Origin of the sequence: Candidatus Pelagibacter sp. HTCC7211 (assembly GCF_000155895.1) — a bacterium.
In the GTDB taxonomy this organism is placed as follows: Bacteria; Pseudomonadota; Alphaproteobacteria; order Pelagibacterales; family Pelagibacteraceae; genus Pelagibacter.
The window spans coordinates 958,116-975,646 of sequence record NZ_DS995298.1 but is presented as its reverse complement, the minus strand read 5'-3'; the positions used below and the strand labels follow the sequence as shown (position 1 = coordinate 975,646).

General features: G+C 28.0%; 24 protein-coding genes. 17 read left to right on the top strand and 7 right to left on the bottom strand.

Going from position 1 to position 17,531, the window contains the following annotated elements:
* From PB7211_RS05300 to phnN, 5 genes are read left to right on the top strand one after another with little or no spacing between them, the layout of a single operon-like run.
* Positions 1-1,080 (top strand): carbon-phosphorus lyase complex subunit PhnI, encoded by a 1,080-nt coding sequence (locus tag PB7211_RS05300; protein ID WP_008544285.1) that lies wholly within the window; start codon positions 1-3, stop codon positions 1,078-1,080.
* Positions 1,064-1,945 carry an alpha-D-ribose 1-methylphosphonate 5-phosphate C-P-lyase PhnJ gene (locus tag PB7211_RS05295; protein WP_008545377.1) on the top strand — a complete coding sequence of 294 codons (882 nt, stop codon included), beginning with the start codon at positions 1,064-1,066 and terminating at the stop codon, positions 1,943-1,945. The genes PB7211_RS05300 and PB7211_RS05295 overlap by 17 nt, the downstream gene beginning before the upstream one ends.
* Complete coding sequence (phnK, locus tag PB7211_RS05290; protein WP_029455237.1) at positions 1,946-2,713, top strand: phosphonate C-P lyase system protein PhnK; 768 nt, start codon at positions 1,946-1,948, stop codon at positions 2,711-2,713.
* Position 2,714: 1 nt separating this feature from the next.
* Positions 2,715-3,392 (top strand): phosphonate C-P lyase system protein PhnL, encoded by a 678-nt coding sequence (phnL, locus tag PB7211_RS05285; RefSeq protein WP_008544634.1) that lies wholly within the window; start codon positions 2,715-2,717, stop codon positions 3,390-3,392.
* Complete coding sequence (gene phnN, locus PB7211_RS05280; RefSeq protein WP_034399087.1) at positions 3,382-3,918, top strand: phosphonate metabolism protein/1,5-bisphosphokinase (PRPP-forming) PhnN; 537 nt, start codon at positions 3,382-3,384, stop codon at positions 3,916-3,918. Before phnL ends, phnN begins: the two co-directional genes overlap by 11 nt.
* On the opposite strand, the gene PB7211_RS07865 is transcribed toward phnN, so the two are convergent.
* Positions 3,907-4,620 (bottom strand): DUF1045 domain-containing protein, encoded by a 714-nt coding sequence (locus PB7211_RS07865; protein WP_008545126.1) that lies wholly within the window; start codon positions 4,618-4,620, stop codon positions 3,907-3,909. The two genes, phnN and PB7211_RS07865, sit on opposite strands and share 12 nt — an antisense overlap.
* 78 nt (positions 4,621-4,698) lie before the next feature.
* Between PB7211_RS07865 and PB7211_RS05270 the strand changes: the two genes are divergently transcribed.
* On the top strand, positions 4,699-5,835 hold the full coding sequence (locus PB7211_RS05270) for an alpha-D-ribose 1-methylphosphonate 5-triphosphate diphosphatase (protein ID WP_008544703.1): 1,137 nt from the start codon (positions 4,699-4,701) through the stop codon (positions 5,833-5,835).
* Here PB7211_RS05270 and PB7211_RS05265 read toward each other — a convergent pair.
* From PB7211_RS05265 to PB7211_RS05255, 4 genes are all read right to left on the bottom strand, one after another.
* The gene (locus tag PB7211_RS05265) at positions 5,832-5,978 is read right to left on the bottom strand and encodes a hypothetical protein (protein ID WP_232208840.1); all 147 of its coding nucleotides are present in this window, start codon (positions 5,976-5,978) and stop codon (positions 5,832-5,834) included. The two genes, PB7211_RS05270 and PB7211_RS05265, sit on opposite strands and share 4 nt — an antisense overlap.
* Positions 5,979-6,068: 90 nt before the next feature.
* Positions 6,069-6,260, bottom strand: a complete 192-nt coding sequence (locus PB7211_RS07910; protein ID WP_255347127.1) for an arsenate reductase/protein-tyrosine-phosphatase family protein — start codon at positions 6,258-6,260, stop codon at positions 6,069-6,071.
* A gap of 8 nt (positions 6,261-6,268) precedes the next feature.
* A complete protein-coding gene (locus PB7211_RS05260; RefSeq protein ID WP_008545723.1) occupies positions 6,269-6,490 on the bottom strand; it encodes a DUF6552 family protein in 222 nt (73 codons plus the stop codon).
* Positions 6,491-6,568: 78 nt separating this feature from the next.
* Positions 6,569-7,615, bottom strand: a complete 1,047-nt coding sequence (locus tag PB7211_RS05255; protein ID WP_008544826.1) for a zinc ABC transporter substrate-binding protein — start codon at positions 7,613-7,615, stop codon at positions 6,569-6,571.
* 70 nt (positions 7,616-7,685) lie between these two features.
* Here PB7211_RS05255 and PB7211_RS05250 point away from each other — a divergent pair, with 70 nt between their 5' ends.
* Genes PB7211_RS05250 through PB7211_RS05235 form a run of 4 tightly spaced genes read left to right on the top strand, consistent with a single transcriptional unit; the run spans position 7,686 to position 10,650 of the window.
* Entirely contained in the window at positions 7,686-8,432 is a 747-nt protein-coding gene (locus PB7211_RS05250) for an ATP-binding cassette domain-containing protein (protein WP_034399083.1), read from the top strand.
* Entirely contained in the window at positions 8,433-9,236 is an 804-nt protein-coding gene (locus PB7211_RS05245) for a metal ABC transporter permease (RefSeq protein WP_008545652.1), read from the top strand. It abuts the gene before it with no gap.
* A gap of 17 nt (positions 9,237-9,253) precedes the next feature.
* Positions 9,254-9,652: a Fur family transcriptional regulator gene (locus PB7211_RS05240; RefSeq protein WP_008545837.1), complete on the top strand. Its 399-nt coding sequence runs from the start codon at positions 9,254-9,256 to the stop codon at positions 9,650-9,652.
* Positions 9,652-10,650 carry an Ldh family oxidoreductase gene (locus PB7211_RS05235; protein ID WP_008545172.1) on the top strand — a complete coding sequence of 333 codons (999 nt, stop codon included), beginning with the start codon at positions 9,652-9,654 and terminating at the stop codon, positions 10,648-10,650. Before PB7211_RS05240 ends, PB7211_RS05235 begins: the two co-directional genes overlap by 1 nt.
* Here PB7211_RS05235 and xth read toward each other — a convergent pair.
* On the bottom strand, positions 10,642-11,418 hold the full coding sequence (xth, locus tag PB7211_RS05230) for an exodeoxyribonuclease III (protein WP_034399076.1): 777 nt from the start codon (positions 11,416-11,418) through the stop codon (positions 10,642-10,644). The genes PB7211_RS05235 and xth overlap by 9 nt on opposite strands.
* Positions 11,418-11,735: a HesB/IscA family protein gene (locus PB7211_RS05225; protein ID WP_008545357.1), complete on the bottom strand. Its 318-nt coding sequence runs from the start codon at positions 11,733-11,735 to the stop codon at positions 11,418-11,420. The genes xth and PB7211_RS05225 overlap by 1 nt, the downstream gene beginning before the upstream one ends.
* A 50-nt stretch (positions 11,736-11,785) precedes the next feature.
* Between PB7211_RS05225 and PB7211_RS05220 the strand changes: the two genes are divergently transcribed.
* The 7 genes from PB7211_RS05220 to tatA are packed head-to-tail and all read left to right on the top strand — an operon-like array spanning position 11,786 to position 17,528.
* Positions 11,786-12,904, top strand: coding sequence for a deoxyguanosinetriphosphate triphosphohydrolase (locus tag PB7211_RS05220; protein ID WP_008544916.1), 1,119 nt, complete (start codon positions 11,786-11,788; stop codon positions 12,902-12,904).
* A complete protein-coding gene (gene argS / locus PB7211_RS05215) occupies positions 12,901-14,631 on the top strand; it encodes an arginine--tRNA ligase (protein ID WP_008544786.1) in 1,731 nt (576 codons plus the stop codon). Before PB7211_RS05220 ends, argS begins: the two co-directional genes overlap by 4 nt.
* Positions 14,631-14,891 carry a hypothetical protein gene (locus tag PB7211_RS05210; RefSeq protein WP_008545865.1) on the top strand — a complete coding sequence of 87 codons (261 nt, stop codon included), beginning with the start codon at positions 14,631-14,633 and terminating at the stop codon, positions 14,889-14,891. Before argS ends, PB7211_RS05210 begins: the two co-directional genes overlap by 1 nt.
* Positions 14,884-15,834, top strand: coding sequence for a glycoside hydrolase family 3 N-terminal domain-containing protein (locus PB7211_RS05205; RefSeq protein ID WP_008545309.1), 951 nt, complete (start codon positions 14,884-14,886; stop codon positions 15,832-15,834). Before PB7211_RS05210 ends, PB7211_RS05205 begins: the two co-directional genes overlap by 8 nt.
* Positions 15,835-15,843: 9 nt before the next feature.
* Positions 15,844-16,587, top strand: a complete 744-nt coding sequence (locus PB7211_RS05200) for a segregation and condensation protein A (protein WP_008545737.1) — start codon at positions 15,844-15,846, stop codon at positions 16,585-16,587.
* The gene (scpB, locus tag PB7211_RS05195) at positions 16,580-17,281 is read left to right on the top strand and encodes an SMC-Scp complex subunit ScpB (RefSeq protein ID WP_008544518.1); all 702 of its coding nucleotides are present in this window, start codon (positions 16,580-16,582) and stop codon (positions 17,279-17,281) included. Before PB7211_RS05200 ends, scpB begins: the two co-directional genes overlap by 8 nt.
* Before the next feature lie 46 nt (positions 17,282-17,327).
* Positions 17,328-17,528 carry a twin-arginine translocase TatA/TatE family subunit gene (gene tatA, locus PB7211_RS05190; protein ID WP_008544540.1) on the top strand — a complete coding sequence of 67 codons (201 nt, stop codon included), beginning with the start codon at positions 17,328-17,330 and terminating at the stop codon, positions 17,526-17,528.
* The last annotated feature ends 3 nt before the right edge of the window (positions 17,529-17,531 follow it).

Sequence of the window (17,531 nt, the reverse complement as noted above, 5' to 3'; positions counted from 1 at the left end):
ATGTATGTATCAGTAAAAGGAGGAGAAAAGGCAATAAATAACGCACATTCCTGGTTATCTGAAATAAGAAGAGGTGATGTAAATATAGCAGAATTAAATATTAAACAAATTAGTGAACAACTAACATTAAGTGTCGACAGAGTTATGTCTGAGGGATCTTTGTATGATAAAGACTTGTCGGCTTTAGCAATCAAACAGTCTAGAGGTGACTTGATTGAAGCAATTTTTCTAATTAGAGCCTATAGAACTACTTTACCTAGAATTGGTTCTAGCAAACCTATCGAAACTGGCAAAATGTTATGTCTTAGAAGAATATCTGCAACATTTAAAGATATACCGGGTAAACAAAAATTAGGTCCAACATTTGATTACACACACCGTTTACTTGACTTTAAACTTCTTGCTGATGGTGAGTATGATAAAGCTAAGATTGAAAAATATGATGACAAAGAAATCCCTCATGTTTTAAGCTTTTTAAATAAAGAAGGATTAATTCAGAAAGAAATACCTAGTGGCAAAACATCTAAAGATATTACAAGAAATCCAATTAATTTTCCTTTAACAAGATCTGAACGACTGCAATCTCTTTCGAGAGGAGATGAAGGTTTTCTTCTTGGTTTAGCTTATTCAACACAGAGAGGGTATGCTAGAAACCATGCATTTGTTGGTGAATTAAGAACTGGTTATGTTGAAGTTAAATTTGAAATTCCTGAACTAGGGATAGAAATAAATATTGCTGATGTCATGTTTACTGAGTGTGAGTCAGTAAACCAATTTAAAGGTAGTAAAAAAATACCTGCTCAATTTACCCGTGGATATGGATTAGTTTTTGGTCAATTAGAGAGAAAAGCAATTTCTATGGCTTTGGTTGATAGATCAATGAGATGGAAAGAATTTGGAGAGGAATATTTAGGCGTTGCTGCTCAAGATGAAGAATTTATTATATCTCATTGTGATAATATTCAAGCTACTGGTTTTTTAGAACATATCAAATTACCTCATTATGTAGATTTTCAGGCGGAATTGGATCTAGTAAGAAAAATTAGAGAAGAATATAAAAAAAATGAACAACATACTTAAATTTAAAAATAAAAAAGCTAAAGTTTCAGATCAAGATGAAATTTATAATTTTGCTTATTTAGATGAAAATACAAAAAGAATGATAAGAAGAGCTTTAATCAAAGCTCTTTGTATACCAGGTTATCAAGTCCCATTTTCATCCAGAGAAATGCCAATGCCCTACGGATGGGGTACAGGCGGTGTGCAAGTAACTTCATCTTGTTTAACAACAGACGATGTCCTTAAAGTTATTGATCAGGGAGCAGATGACACTACTAATGCAGTTTCAATAAGAAATTTTTTTAAAAAAACTGCAAATATTGAGACTACTGAAACAACTGAAGATGCTTCAATAATACAAACAAGACATAGAATACCAGAGAATCAATTAAAGGAAAAACAAATACTTGTTTATCAAGTTCCAATTCCAGAGCCACTAGCTTTTTTAGAACCAAGATATCAAGAGACTAAAAAAATGCATGCACTATCAGAATATGGAATTATGCATGTAAAGTTATATGAAGACATTACTAAAAATGGTCATATAGAAACCGCATATGCGTATCCAGTGAAAACAAATGACAGATACATAATGGATCCATCACCTATACCAAAATTTGATAATCCAAAGATGAATAACAATCCTGCTATACAATTGTTTGGTGCCGGTAGAGAACAAAGAATTTACGCAATTCCACCTTACACACAGGTTACAAGTCTTGATTTTGAAGATTATCCATTTGATCCTTCAAAAGCACCACATAAATGTTCTATTTGTGGATCAAATGATAGTTTTTTAGATGAAATAATTACAGACGATGATGGTAATAGATCTTTCATATGTTCAGATACAAATTACTGTAATCAAAGAATGAAAGATAAGTAAATGGAACCAATTTTATCTGTTCAAAATTTAAATAAATATTATGGGGATCAAGTTGGTTGTAAAAATATGAATATGACATTGTATCCGGGTGAAGTCGTTGGAGTGGTAGGGGAGTCTGGGTCAGGAAAAACAACTTTTATAAACTCAATATCAGGCAATCTTATTCCAGATAGTGGAAAAATCCTAATTAATACAAATAATGAAATTATTAATTTCTTAGAAATATCAGAGTCATTGAAAAGATTATTAATAAGAACCGAACTAGCTTTTGTTCATCAAAATCCTAGAGATGGTTTAAGATTGGATGTAAGTGCTGGTGGAAATATTAGTGAAAGATTAATGTCCATCGGACAAAGAAATTATGGAAATATTAGGCAAACTATTTTTAAATGGTTAGATAAAGTGGAAATCGATAAAAGTAGGGTAGATGATTTTCCAAGAACATTTTCAGGTGGAATGTTGCAAAGATTACAAATAGCAAAAAACTTAGTTACGAGTCCAAAAATAATTTTCATGGATGAACCAACAGGAGGTCTTGATGTTTCTGTTCAAGCCAAAATTTTAGATTTGTTAAGAAAATTAGTTAGAGAATTAAATTTATCAGTTGTAATTGTTTCTCACGATCTTGCAGTTATTAGATTGTTAGCTGATAAAATTATTGTAATGAAAAATGGTGAGGCTGTTGAGTCTGGATTGTGTGATCAAGTATTAGATGATCCACAACATTCTTACACTCAGTTATTAGTCAGCTCAGTACTTCAGGTTTAAAATGATAGAACTTAATAAAATAACAAAAAAATTTACACTTCATAATCAAGGCAAAACAAAAATATCAGTTTTTAAAAATTTGAATTTGAAAATTAATCCTGGAGAAATTGTAGCGTTGACAGGACCATCAGGTGTTGGAAAGTCTAGTATTTTAAAAATGATTTATGGAAACTATGTTTTTCAATCAGGAGAAATTAAAATTAATAATCACAACATAGATCATAAATATCCTAGAAATATTATTGAACTTAGAAAAAATACAATAGGATATGTTAGTCAATTTCTAAGAGTGATACCTCGTGTTCCTACGATTGAAATTGTTATGGAGCCCTTATTAGAAATAAATTCAGATCAAGATGAAGTTCGTGAAAAAGCTGAAAAAATTTTAATAAAACTTAATATAGATAAAAACTTATGGAATTTATCGCCACTTACTTTTTCAGGAGGAGAACAACAAAGAGTTAATGTAGCTAGGGGACTGATTAGGAATTATCCATGTTTATTACTAGATGAACCAACAGCTAGTTTAGATAGTGTTAACAAAGATATTGTTTTGAATTTGATTAATGAAAAAAAAGATAAAGGATCTTCAATAATTGGCATTTTTCATGATAAATATTCACGTAAATATTTAAATGCTAGGGAAATAGATATTACAAAAATATCAAATGCAAAATAACGGTCAGCTTATTGTAGTAGTCGGACCATCAGGATCAGGAAAAGATACATTGTTAAAAAAAGTAATTAAAAAAATTCCTAATTCTATTTTGGTTAAGAGATACATTACTAGGAAAAAAGATATTAAAAATGAAGATCATTACAGTATATCGATTAAAAATTTTGAAGATAAGATTTCAAAAAAACATTTCTTCGTTTACTGGAATGCTCATGGTTTTTCATACGGTATTCCATTTAAAGAAATAAAAAAAATAGAGCAAGGTAAAACAGTAATTTTTAATGGATCAAGAAAAGTACTTTTTAAAGTAAAAAAAAAAGTTAATAACGTTAAAATAATTAATATTACCGCCCCATCAACAATTATTAAAAAGAGACTTGTAAATCGAGCTAGAGAAGACAAAAAAACAATTAATAAAAGGATAAAAAGAAAAATTAATTTACTTCCGAAAAATATAATTACTATAAATAATAATAAATCAATATCTATCGGTGCAAATAAATTAAAAAAAATAATTTTAGCTAAGTGAAAAATTTTCTAAATTCTCAAACATTCCTTTCTGGTTTTCACCAAATATATATATTTTATCAAAATTATTTATTTCATTTAAAATGATTTCTTTGTTTTTTTCAATTTTTTTTAACTCAAAGTACAATTTGTTTCCTGTGACCTCTGATGCAAGGGTCATATGGAAATTAAATTCTGACATTATATAGGGGTATCCCCATTTATATAAAATATTTAATTGTAATTTACTTAGTTTAGAGGGATTTCTTCTATCAATTTCTTTTTTTGTAAGAGGTGACTTAAATTTAAATAATTCTCTAACAAGTCTATTGGATAACTTATTAATGTTATTATTTTTTTTATTTTGAACAAAAGCATAAAAATTATTTATTTTTTTTAATTTAAATTTATAAAACTTAAATTTTTTGAATTTTTTTGCTATTTCCTCAGTTTTTTTAAATAATGTAGTGGTACTATAATTTTTGTTTAGTTTAAAAGGAGGAATAAGTGTACCGTGAAACCCATATTTCTTTGGAATTAAAACATTTTTATCTATGTTTATTAAGTTTTTAATTCCAAATCTGTTTAGATAATTAATTCTATGTTTGTTATTTATTAACTTTGCATTAAGTGGATCCCAACCGAACCAATATCTACCAAATTCTTCTAGACTACTCTCTTTTGGAGGTGCATAATAAATAGCATATCTAGAATATTTTTTCATAATTCAACTTTTAATACTTATATAAATTTTTTTCTCAAATTTAAAATATTTGTAACAATTCATGTATATAAAAAAACGATGCATGAATATATTTTAAATAACGCCATGATAATTAAAAAGGATGAGATTATTCATGGCCATATAAGAATTAAAAATAATAAGATTGTCGATATAAGTAGTGGATTAAGTAATAACAAAAATTCAATTGACTGTGAAAAAGATTACATCTCTCCAGGATTGGTTGAACTACATACCGACAATCTTGAAAGACACATGACACCAAGACCTAAAGTTTCATTTCCAGTAGAAAATGCAATTTTATCTCATGATAGAGAGTTAGCATCTGTAGGAATAACTACAGTTTTTGATGCATTAAGAGTTGGTTCTATTGAAAAAACAGGAAAATATAAAAAATATGCAAAAAACTGTTCAGATATAATTTCAAGTTTTAAAAAAGATAATATTCTCAAGATTGATCACAAAATACATTTAAGAGCTGAAACTTGTTCGGAAAATTTGATTGATGAATTAGACGAATACAATGAAACTCACGATGTAAAACTAATTAGTATAATGGATCATACACCAGGTCAGAGGCAATTTAGAGTTATAGATAAGTATAAAGAATATCTTTCAATTAAACACGGTATGACAGAAAATGAAATGGAAATTCATTTTGAACACTTAATAAATCTTCAAAAAAAAAATAGCAAGAAACACATAGATAGAATTCTAGAATTTAAATCCTCATATGATTGTATTTTGGCTAGTCATGACGATACAACTGAAAATGATGTTCATAACTCAAATAAATATGGAGTAAAATTGGCTGAATTTCCAACAACTTTAGAAGCAGCCAAAACTTCTAAAAATTACAATATTAAAGTCATGATGGGATCTCCTAATTTACTTAGGGGAGGTTCTCACTCTGGCAATATCTCTGCTAAAGAACTTTTAGAAAATGATTGTCTAGATATTTTAAGCTCAGATTATATTCCATCCTCATTAATTATATCTGTTATCAAATGGGGTTTAGAAATTGATAATCTTCCGAAAGCATTTGCAGCAGCTAGTTACGCTCCATCTATAGCTATAAATTTAAATGATAGGGGTTTAATTGACAACAATAAAAGAGCAGATTTAGTAAGGTTTAAAATTTATCAAAATTTACCCGTTGTAAAAAACGTTTGGTCAAACGGTATCCAAGTAAGCTAAAATATTCCTGTTGTATAAGAGTATTTTATAATTCCTGTTATCATTATTGGTATTTGTAATGAAAAATTTGTTAATAAAGGCTTGTCTTTTGTAATGGTACCAACAATTGTCCAACCGATTATACCTAAACTGTGAGGTATCATGATAAGGATAGTAATCTAAATAAAAAGTTAATATTCCTAAAAGTGTTAACACTGTGCTTGTCTATTTTAATACCATTATTTAAGGAATTCTCAAAATTTTAGACCTATAATTAGAAAGATCAAATTTTTATTTTTTTCTAAAAATTTATTTATATCTTCATTAATTTTACCTGATGGGTTGTTCCCAGCACTATAAGCTTTAAACATATTTGAATATTCATTTTTAATAATATTTTCAGCTATTATGCCTCTAGGTGAGTTACCTGTGCAAACGAATAAGATATTTTTTATTAGAAAATAATTTTATAAATTCCAATTACAAACAATGGTATTTGTAATCCAAAGTTAGTTAAAATAGCCTTATCTTTTGATAAAAATCCTGCGATAGTCCATCCTATAACGCCAAGTCCATGGAAGTAGATATTAATAGGGTAAATATTTAGATTAGTTAACAATATTCCTGTTAAAACAAGAGCTGTACTAATCCATTTTAGATATTTTTTAATAAACATAGTCTCCTCTGTATGTAAGTTTTGTTAAGAATTTATTACAATTATAGAGGAAACTAAAATCTTAATTTATCCTTTAAATTAGCAGCCTTTAAATGAAGAAGACATGTTATTAATTAAATCAAAATATAAATCTTTTCCTGGATCAAGAGTGGCTCCCAAAGGATCTATTACACCAGTTTTCATATTCATATCTTTAGCAACTGCTTTTATAATATCAGGATTAAATTGAGGTTCTGAAAATACACAACTTACTTTGTCATGCTCAATTATCTCTCTAATTTTAGCTAATTGTTCGGCACCAGGCATCACATCTGTATTAACTGTAAAAGCACCCAATATATTTACATTAAATCTCTCTTCGAAATATTGGTAAGCATCATGGAAAACAATAGATGCTACACTTTGATTTAATTCAGTCATTACATCCATAGTAAGCTTATCAATATCCTTAAGAGCTTTGTCTAAATTACTTTTGTAAGTAGATGCATTTTTACTATCATTTTCAATTAAATGTTCTGTCATTTCTTTTAGAATAACTTTCGCATTAATTGGATCTAACCAAATGTGTGGGTCGTATTCACCATGAGCATGTCCTTCATGATCATCATGGTCATCGTGTTCATCTTTTTTCTTTTTAGCATGTCCATCGTGGTCATCGTGATCATCCTTTTTCTTTTTAGAATGTCCTTCATGATCGTCATGATCATCTTTTTTCTTCTTAGCATGGCTGTCATGATCATGATCATCGTGATCATCAAAAATATTTCTTTCTCTAAATTCTAATACATTTAGACCTTTAATGTCCATTAACTCAATTTTTTCAGCTTTCTTAGCAATTGAATTAAGTGGTTTTTCTAAAAAACTCTCTAAATCTTCACCAACCCAGAATATTAGGTCAGCATTTTGTAACATTTTCGCATGAGAAGGTTTCATTGCAAATCCGTGTGGAGATGCATATCCATCAACTATTAAATCAGGTTTAGCAATACCATCCATTAGATAACTAGCTAAAGAATGTATTGGTTTAATTGAAGCAACTACTTTTATTTCTGAGTTTGCTGTTGTAAAGAATGTTAAAAATGAAATAATTGTAAGGATAAAAGGTATTTTTTTAAGATTGTTCATAGTTTAAGATTAATTGGTTGTTATATTATAACATTATGTAATAATATAACATTTATAAGTCAAGTAATTTATGAGTTTAGAAAATAAAATATTAGTAAAACTAAATAACGCTGGAATTAAACAGAATAATAAATGGTTAGTGGAAGGTGTTACATTAACAGTAGAAAAAGGTAAAATTATAACACTTATTGGGCCAAATGGATCTGGTAAAAGTACTACCGCAAAAATTGCATTAGGAATTTATAAAAATATTGAAGGTAGTGTTGAAAAATATACTAACAAAGTAGGGTACGTTCCTCAAAAAATTTCAATTGATTGGACTTTGCCGCTAAGAGTTTATGACTTTATGCTGCTAACAGAAAATATTAAAGATGAAGCTATTGATGAGGCTCTTACACTTACTGGAGTTATTCACCTTAAGAATAAAAATTTAGGAAATTTATCAGGTGGTGAATTTCAAAGAGTTTTAATTGCAAGGGCAATTTCAAAAAAACCTGAATTATTGGTTCTTGATGAACCAGTCCAAGGAGTTGATTACACTGGTGAGATTGCTTTATATGAATTAATTAAAAAAATCTCTGATTCTTTGAATTGTGGAATCTTATTAATATCTCATGATTTGCACACAGTAATGACAGCAACAGATCATGTTGTTTGTTTAAATGGACATGTTTGTTGTTCAGGCACACCAATAGATGTTGCAAAAAATAATGCTTATAAAACATTATTTGGTGAACAAGCTTCTCAAATTCTCTCAATATATGAACATAAGCATGATCACGAACATTTAGACGAGGGAAGTATAAAGAAAAATTAAATGTTTGATGATTTTTTTATAAGAGCATTATTTGCTGGTATTGGAATTGCCTTAGTTACCGGTCCACTAGGTTGTTTTGTAGTGTGGAGACGACTGTCTTATTTTGGTGATACACTTGCTCATTCAGCATTACTTGGTGTTACCATAGCGTATACTTTTGATTTGAATATAGCCATTTCTGTGTTTTTAATCTCATCTATCATAGCCTTGATATTAATACAGCTTCAAAAAAAAACTAACTTACCAGGTGATGCATTACTTGGTTTGTTAGCTCACTCATCACTTGCTGTTGGTTTGGTTGTAATTGGTTTTTTAACTTTTATCAGATTTGATATTATGGGGCTTTTATTTGGAGATATTTTAGCCGTTAATATTAATGATATTCTTATAATATGGTCTGGTGGTGCAATAATATTAATTGTGCTTAAGTTAATATGGAAACCATTATTTGCATCAACTGTAAATTATGAACTAGCTGAAGCCGAAGGATTAAATCCTGATAGAGCAAAAGCTATTTTTACAATTTTGATGGCTGCGGTCATTGCTATTTCAATTAAAATGGTGGGTTTACTATTGATCACTGGAATGCTGATTATACCTGCTGCCATGGCAAGAAATATCTCTGATAGTCCACAAAAAATGGTAATTTATTCAATTATTGGAGGTTTATTATCTGTAGTATTAGGATTATTTACTTCATTAGAATTTAATACTTCTTCTGGACCTTCAATTATAGTTGCCTCTTTGATTTTATTTATATTATCTTTGTTAAATATTAAGCAATCGATTAAACTAAAGAATTAGTGAGTAATTAAAAGAATATGGAAAAACAATATAATTTATCAAAAAATCAAAAAATTATTTTAGATTTAATTGTTAAATCATCTGAGCCTTTAAAAGCATATTCTATTCTCTATAATGTTCAAAAAAAAGGAATTAAAGCACCTCTACAAGTTTATAGAGCTTTAGATAAATTAGTAGAGATTGGAAAAATTCATAAAATTGAAAGTCGAAACGCTTTTATAGCTTGTCAAAATTCAAGTTGTCAAATTTCTAAAGCAACAGCATTTTCAATTTGTGAAAGTTGTGAAAAAGTTTCTGAAATAAGCAATTCTAAACTTTCCAAGTACTTAAGTAACTTTGCTGATGAAGCTGGAATGAAATATAATAAATATAATTTAGAATTTTTTGGTTTATGCAAAAAATGTAAAACCTCATAATGAGTACAGTCTCCTTAACACTAGATGAAATTTTTAATTTAGCAAAAAAAACACTTGTAGCTAATGGATGTAATGATGAAACTGCATCTATTTTATCTGAACTAATTAAAAATGCTGAAAGAGATGGATCATTATCTCATGGATTATTTAGATTACCTGCTTATGTAAGTGGTCTTAAAAGTGGAAAGATAAATGGAAAAGGGACGCCAGAGGTAAAAAGAATTTCACCATCTGTAATTAAAATTGAAGGGAATAATTGTTTAGCTCCTGTAGTCTTAAATAAAGGATTGCCAGAACTAGCAAAAGCTGCAAAAGAAAATGGTGTTGCGGTGTTAGCTATAAATAACTCACACCATATGGCTGCTATGTGGCCTGAAACTGAAAAATTAGCTGAAGATGGTTTGGTTGCTTTTGCTTGTACTTCTTACAAACCTGCAGTGGCTCCAGCTGGTGCTATAAAACCTTTATTTGGAACAAACCCAATTTCATTTGCTTGGCCAAGACCTGGAAAAACACCTGTAGTTTATGATATGGCAACAGCATCAATGGCTATGGGTGAAGTTCAAGTTGCAAAAAGAGAAGGCCATAAAGTACCTCTTGGAACTGGTTTGACTAAAGATGGTAAAGAAACAACGGACCCAGGTGAAATTGCTGATGGTGGAGTTTTATTACCTTTTGGTGGTTACAAAGGTTCTGCAATAGCAATGATGGTTGAATTAATGGCTGGTGCATTAGTTGGAGATAATTTTAGTTATGAAACTGCGGAAAAAGATAACAATGATGGTGGCCCTCCAAGTGGTGGTGAATTTATCTTAGCTATTTGTCCAGACAAAACAGCAGGCACAAGTTGGCAAAAACATTCTGATGAATTTTTTGATAAAATGAAATCTATGGGTGATGTAAGATTACCTGGTGAAAGAAGACATAAAAATAGGCAAGATACAGGTCCTAGAAATATAAATGAGGAATTAGTAAATAAAATTAAGTCTTTAAGCTAATTTGATTTCAATTGGTGTGTGATCTGAAGGTTTTTCTCTGCCACGTGGATCTTTATTAATATTAATATCTTTAACATTATCAATTATAGAGTTTGATACTAAGAAGTGATCTATTCTCATACCATTATTTTTTTGCCACGCACCTCTCATATAATCCCAAAATGTATATCCTTCTTTCTCTTCATGAAAATGTCTATATGTGTCACTAAATCCTAAGTTTAACATCTCTCTAAATTTTTTTCTTATTTCAAGTCTGTATAAAGCATCATCTTCAAAACTTTTAACATTATAAACATCTTCGGCTGCAGGAATAACATTAAAATCACCAGCTAAAATTATATTAGAATTTTTTTTTGATAATATTTTTAATTGTTTGATTAATTGATCCATCCAATTTTTTTTATAATCATACTTTTCAGTATCAACAGGGTTTCCATTTGGTGTATAAATATTAATTAACTGAATAATCTTTTTTTTATATTCAATTTCAGCTGAAATAATTCTAGATTGCTTTAACTTATCTTTGATTAAATCAGTTCTTATATTATTTAATTTATTCTTAGAGATTATAGCAACACCGTTGTAGCTTTTTTGACCAAAAACATGACTTTCATAATCCATTGAAGCAAAATCATCATAAGGAAAATTTACATCTTCTGTTTTAATCTCTTGCATCATTAAAACATCAGGTTTGTATTTTAGTAAATAACTTTTTATATTTTCAATCCTTGCTCTAACTGAGTTGACGTTCCAAGATGAAATTAACATTATAGAGAAAATGAAACGCCACAACCACACGAGGATTTAGTTTGTGGGTTAGAAATTTTAAAAGACTCACCTATAAGCTCAGATACATAGTCAACTTCAGATCCTTTTAATAAATCTGCTGATGCTTTATCAATTAAAATATTTTCATAATTTAAATCGTCATCATTTTTAGATTTATCGAATGTAAATTCATATTGAAAACCTGAGCAACCACCACCTTTAATAGCGATTCTAAAAAATGATCCTTGATCTTTTTTAGATAATAAATTTGCTATTTGTTTTAGAGCATTATCTGTAAATTTAATTTCTTTAATCATGTTTCAACACTGATATTACTAATATAATACTTAATTATTTAAATTAAAGGATGAAAAAACATACTCAGTTAGGCGTATTTAAAAGTAAAGGAAGACTAAATAATGAGCCTACTTCAAAATATCGCTCTCCATTTCAAAGGGATAGAGACAGAATAATTCATAGCGCATCCTTTAGAAGATTGAAGCACAAAACCCAAGTTTTTGTTAATACAGAAGGTGACCATTTTAGAACAAGAATTACACATTCAATTGAGGTTGCTCAAATTGCAAGATCTATAGCTAAATATCTTAATTTAAATGAAGATTTAACTGAAACATTAAGTCTTGCTCATGATCTAGGTCATACACCATTTGGTCATGCCGGTGAGGATGCACTAGATGAATGTATGGAAAATTATGGTGGCTTTGATCACAATTTACAAACATTAAGAATAGTTATGTTTTTAGAAAATAAGTATTTTAAATTTAAAGGTCTAAATTTAACAATTGAAACTTTAGAGGGTCTTTTAAAACATAATGGACCAGTTAATGACTTAGGTTTAGTTAATAGATTAATTGGTTTAAAAACATTTAAAGATAAGATTAAATTTAGCACTTATCCTTCTTTAGAAGCGCAAATTTCAGCAATATCGGATGATATAGCCTACAATAATCATGATATCCAAGACGGGATTAATGCCAATTTGTTCAAATTAGAAGAGCTTATGGAAATAGATTTTTTTAAATCAATCTATATTAAGTATAAGAAAAAGATTAATAAAAATAATTACAAAATAGCAATTTATCAAATTATTAGAGACTCAATAGATTTAATGATTAGAGATTTATTAACTAATTCACAAAAGAATTTAAAAGAATTAAAGATTAAATCATTAAAAGATATTTCTAATTCTGGCCAATTACTCGTTTGTTTTTCAAATAAAATACAAAATTCAGAAAAAGAAATTAAATATTTTTTAAGGACAAAAATGTATGACAACAAATCAGTTTTAAAAAAGAATAAACGAGGAAAAGTAATTATCAAAAGACTATTTAAAATAATCAAATCAAATCCCAAAAAATTTTTAACAAAAGATCAATTGACTAAGGATAAATTTAGAGCTATTGCAGATTTTATTTCAGGTATGACTGATCGTTATGCAATTAACCTTTATAATAATTATAAATGAATATTTTTGAATTATATTTAGATAAAATTAAATCAATTATAATTGAGCTTAATAAAAAAGGTGAACTACTAATACCTGAGTCTTTTAACGGAATTAATGCTGAAATCCCTCCACCAAAATTTGATTGTGATATTTCAACAAATGTGGCTATGGTACTTTCAAAACTAAATAAAAAATCTCCAATAGATTTAGCGGAACAAATATCACCAATTATTAAAAATAAAGATCCTTTAATCGAGAATATAAATGTTGTTAAACCAGGTTTTATAAACATTAAATTCAAACCTTTTTTTTGGTCAAATTTTATTCAACAAATAATAACTAACTCATCGACCTATGGTGTTAATGAAAAAGAAAAAAAACTTAATTATTTAGTAGAATTTGTTTCTGCAAATCCTACAGGTCCATTACATGTTGGTCATTGTAGAGGAGCAATTTTAGGAGATGTAATTTCTAATGTACTTATCTTTAATAAACACAAGGTTACAAAAGAATATTATGTAAACGATTACGGCAATCAAATAATTAACTTTACTAGATCTGTTTATTTTAGAATACGTGAATTAAAGTTTAATGAAACTTTTCCAAATAATGAGGATCTTTATCCAGGTGATTATCTAATTGATTTTGCAAAAAATATTGTTTCATCAAATTCCGATATTAATTTTGATAATTATGACGATATTTCTGAAAAATTAACCACTTTATCTATAGAACAAGCATTACTGTTAATTAAAAAAAATTTGAAAAGTTTGGGAATTAATCACGATAATTTTGTAAGTGAAAAAAATATAGTTGTTAATAATGAAGTCGAAGAAGTAATTAAATTTCTAGAAGCTAGTAAATTTGTATACAAAGGTAAAATTAAAGCACCAGCTGGTGAAGATGATCAAAATTGGGTTGAAAGAGAACAGTTGTTGTTTAAATCAACAGATTTTGGTGATGATAAAGATAGAGCATTACAAAAATCTGATGGTAGTTGGACTTATTTTGCAAGTGATGTTGCCTATCATAAAAATAAAGTTGATAGAAATTTTGATTATCTAATTAATATACTCGGTGCTGATCATGCTGGTTATATTAAAAGAATTTCATCATCTGTAGAAGCTTTATCAGGCACCAAAGGAAAATTAATTTGTAAAGTGAGCCAACTCGTAAAACTAATCAAAGATAAAAAACCTTTTAAGATGTCTAAAAGAAAAGGTGACTACATAACTGTTGATGACTTAATCACAGAAGTTGGAAAAGATGCTACAAGATTTATTATGCTTAATAGAAGTAGTGATGTTGAATTAGATTTTGATTTTGATGCTGTTAAAGAAAAATCAAAAGATAATCCTCTATATTATGTTCAATATTGTTATGCGAGAATTTCATCTGTATTTAGACATCTTAATAAAGATTTAAACTCAAATATAGATATTGATGATTATTCATTTGAATATTCATATGATGAAATTAAGATATTAAAAAAAGTTTCTGAATGGCCAAAATGTATTGAAGCAGCAAGTAATAAACTTGAACCACATCGTATACCAATTTATCTATATGAACTTGCTTCAGAATTTCATTCATATTGGAACTTAGGAAAACAACAGCCGGAAAAAAGATTTATCAATGATCAAAAAGAGATCTCACCTGACAAGCTAGTCTTTTTAAAAGCAATTTCAAATGTGATTAAATCAGGTATGTCTATCGTAGGTGTCGATACACCAGATAAAATGTAATGTTAAAAGAAATTAAATATTTAATATTCATTCTAATTATTGGAATATTTCTATTTTTTACAGGAAGATATTATTTCTCTGATCAAAATATTAAAAAATCTTACCGGTCACATAATAATATTGAAGAAAAAATAAAGATTTATTCAAAAGATTTGCCCATTTTAGAAAGTGATACCCAAGATATAATTGAATACGTAAATCAAACTAACAAAAAGAAGAAAAAGAAATTTAATTTTTGGAAACTTTTAGAAAATGATTAGCAATAGAAAGGCTTTTATTGTTGGCTTAAAATCTTATAAATTATCTAATAATGAAAAAATTTTCTTAAAAAAACATAAGCCTTGGGGCGTTATTTTATTTTCAAGAAATATTAAATCTATTAATCAAACAAAAACTCTTACAGATAATATTAAAAAAATTTTTAAAGATAAAAATTATCCAATATTAATTGATCAGGAAGGTGGTAGGGTTAATAGATTAAATAGGATAATATCATTTGATAACTTAACATCAGAGTATTTTGGAGGTCTTTATGAAAAAAATAGAAAAAATTTCGATATATTCTATAAATTATTTGTTGATAAAACTTCATATTTACTAAAATTAATTGGGTCAAATATAAATACCGTTCCAATACTCGACCTAAGAGTAAAAGGCGCAAGTAACATAATTGGTGATAGATCTTTTTCTAAAAATAGAAATACAGTTTCTAAAATAGGAGATTTATGTATCAAACTTTTTCACAAAAACTCAATTGGTACTGTAATTAAGCATATTCCAGGACATGGATTAGCTAAAGTTGATAGTCACAACTTTACACCAATAGTTAAAAAATCACTTAAATTTCTGGAAAAAAATGATTTTTATCCTTTTAAGAATAAAGCCTGCCATTTTGCAATGACTGCTCATGTCATTTATGAAAAATTAGATAAACACAACACGGTAACCCATTCAAAAAAAGTGATTCAATATATTAGAAAGAAAATTGGATTTAAAAATATTCTTATTTCTGACGACCTATCTATGAAAGGTTTAAAAGAAGATATGAAAACAAAGACTATTAAAGCTTTTAAAGCAGGTTGTAACATTGTTTTACATTGTAATGGTAATCAAAAAGAAATGATGATTGTTGCTAATAACACACCCTTGATAAGTAATTTTATAATTAAAAAAACATCACAATTTTATAAAATTTTAAGTTAATATCCAAGAATGTCTGAGTCTGATTCTGTTCTATTTAATGTTGATATAAATAATTATAGCGGTCCTTTAGATGTACTTTTAGATTTAGCTAAAGCACAAAAAGTTGATTTAGAAGAAATTTCAATAACTAAACTAGCAGATCAATTTCATGAATATATTACCAGAGAAAAAGATCTAAATTTAGAAATTGCTTCAGAATATTTATTAATGGCTACTTGGCTTGCTTATCTAAAATCTAAATTATTATTACCTGGAGATCCTGAAGAAGAATTTAAAGTTCAAGAAGTAGCTGACAAGTTAAAATTACAACTTAAAAAATTAGAATTAATCAGGTTACTATCAGATCAAATGCTTAAGAGAAAAAGATTGGGTAGAGAGATTAGGACTAGAGGAATAAAAGGTAATATAAGGTCAATTTATAGTTCTGAATATAATTTAACTATGTTTGAATTATTAAAAGCATATTCATCAATTATAATGACTAAAGACTTTCAAAGAATAAACATTCCAAAACTACCTGTTTTTACAACTGAGGATGGCATCAAAACAATTAAAGAATTTTTTGGTAAATTAATTGATTGGAAAAATATCGATGATTTGATACCTCGAGGATTTAAGGATGGATCTAAATATAAAAAAACCGGCAAAGCTGGAATTTTTTCTGGATCTTTAGAGCTTGTTAAAGAAGGTAATATTTCGATTAAACAGGAAAACTTATATGGAGATATTTATATTAAAAAAATAAATGATTAAAAAAGAAAAATTGATTAAAGATAATGTAGTTAATTTTCCTTCTAAGTTAACTGACTTAGAAAAAGAGATCGAAGCTATAATTTTTGCTGCTGCTGAACCATTGGATGTGGACACAATTGAAAATAAGGTCTCAAAAAAATCAAATGTAGTTAAATCACTAGAAAAATTACAAAATGAATATTCTAATCGAGGAATAAATTTAGTTTGCATTAAAAATAAATGGTCTTTTAGAACATCTCCAAAACTTTCAAATTTAATGTCACAAGAAAAGACTGTTGAAAAAAAATTATCAAGAGCAGCTGTAGAGACGTTAGCTATAATTGTTTATCATCAGCCTGTAACAAGAGCTGAGATTGAAGAAATTAGAGGAGTAGCTTTTGGAACTAATACCCTGGAAATTTTAATGGAACTCAATTGGGTCAAACCAGGAGGTCGTAAAGAGGTACCGGGTAAACCTATACAATATGTGACTACAGATGAATTTTTAAGTCATTTTAATTTGCAAAAACTTTCTGATTTGCCAACAGTAGATGAATTAGGTGCTGCTGGATTGATTGATAGTTCAAGTATAGATAATGCTATTTTTGGAACAGGAAAATTCTTTAAAGAAAAACAAGATGAAAAGAAAGAAGATATCTATTCCAATATTGATGAAATGTTAAATAGCACTCTTGATACTGAAGATAAAGATTAACAAAAAAGTAACTTTTAAATTATCCATAAAAAGGTTATAAGATTTTATGAGCATAGGAATTTGGCAAATAGCAATTGTTGTAATATTAGTAGTCTTATTATTTGGTAGAGGAAAAATATCTAGTTTAATGGGAGATGTTGCTAAAGGTATTAAAAGTTTCAAAAAGGGAATGGCATCAGATATTACTGATGAGTCAGAGCCAAAAAATATTTCCGAAGAAAATAAAGACTCAGAAAATAAAAATTAAATC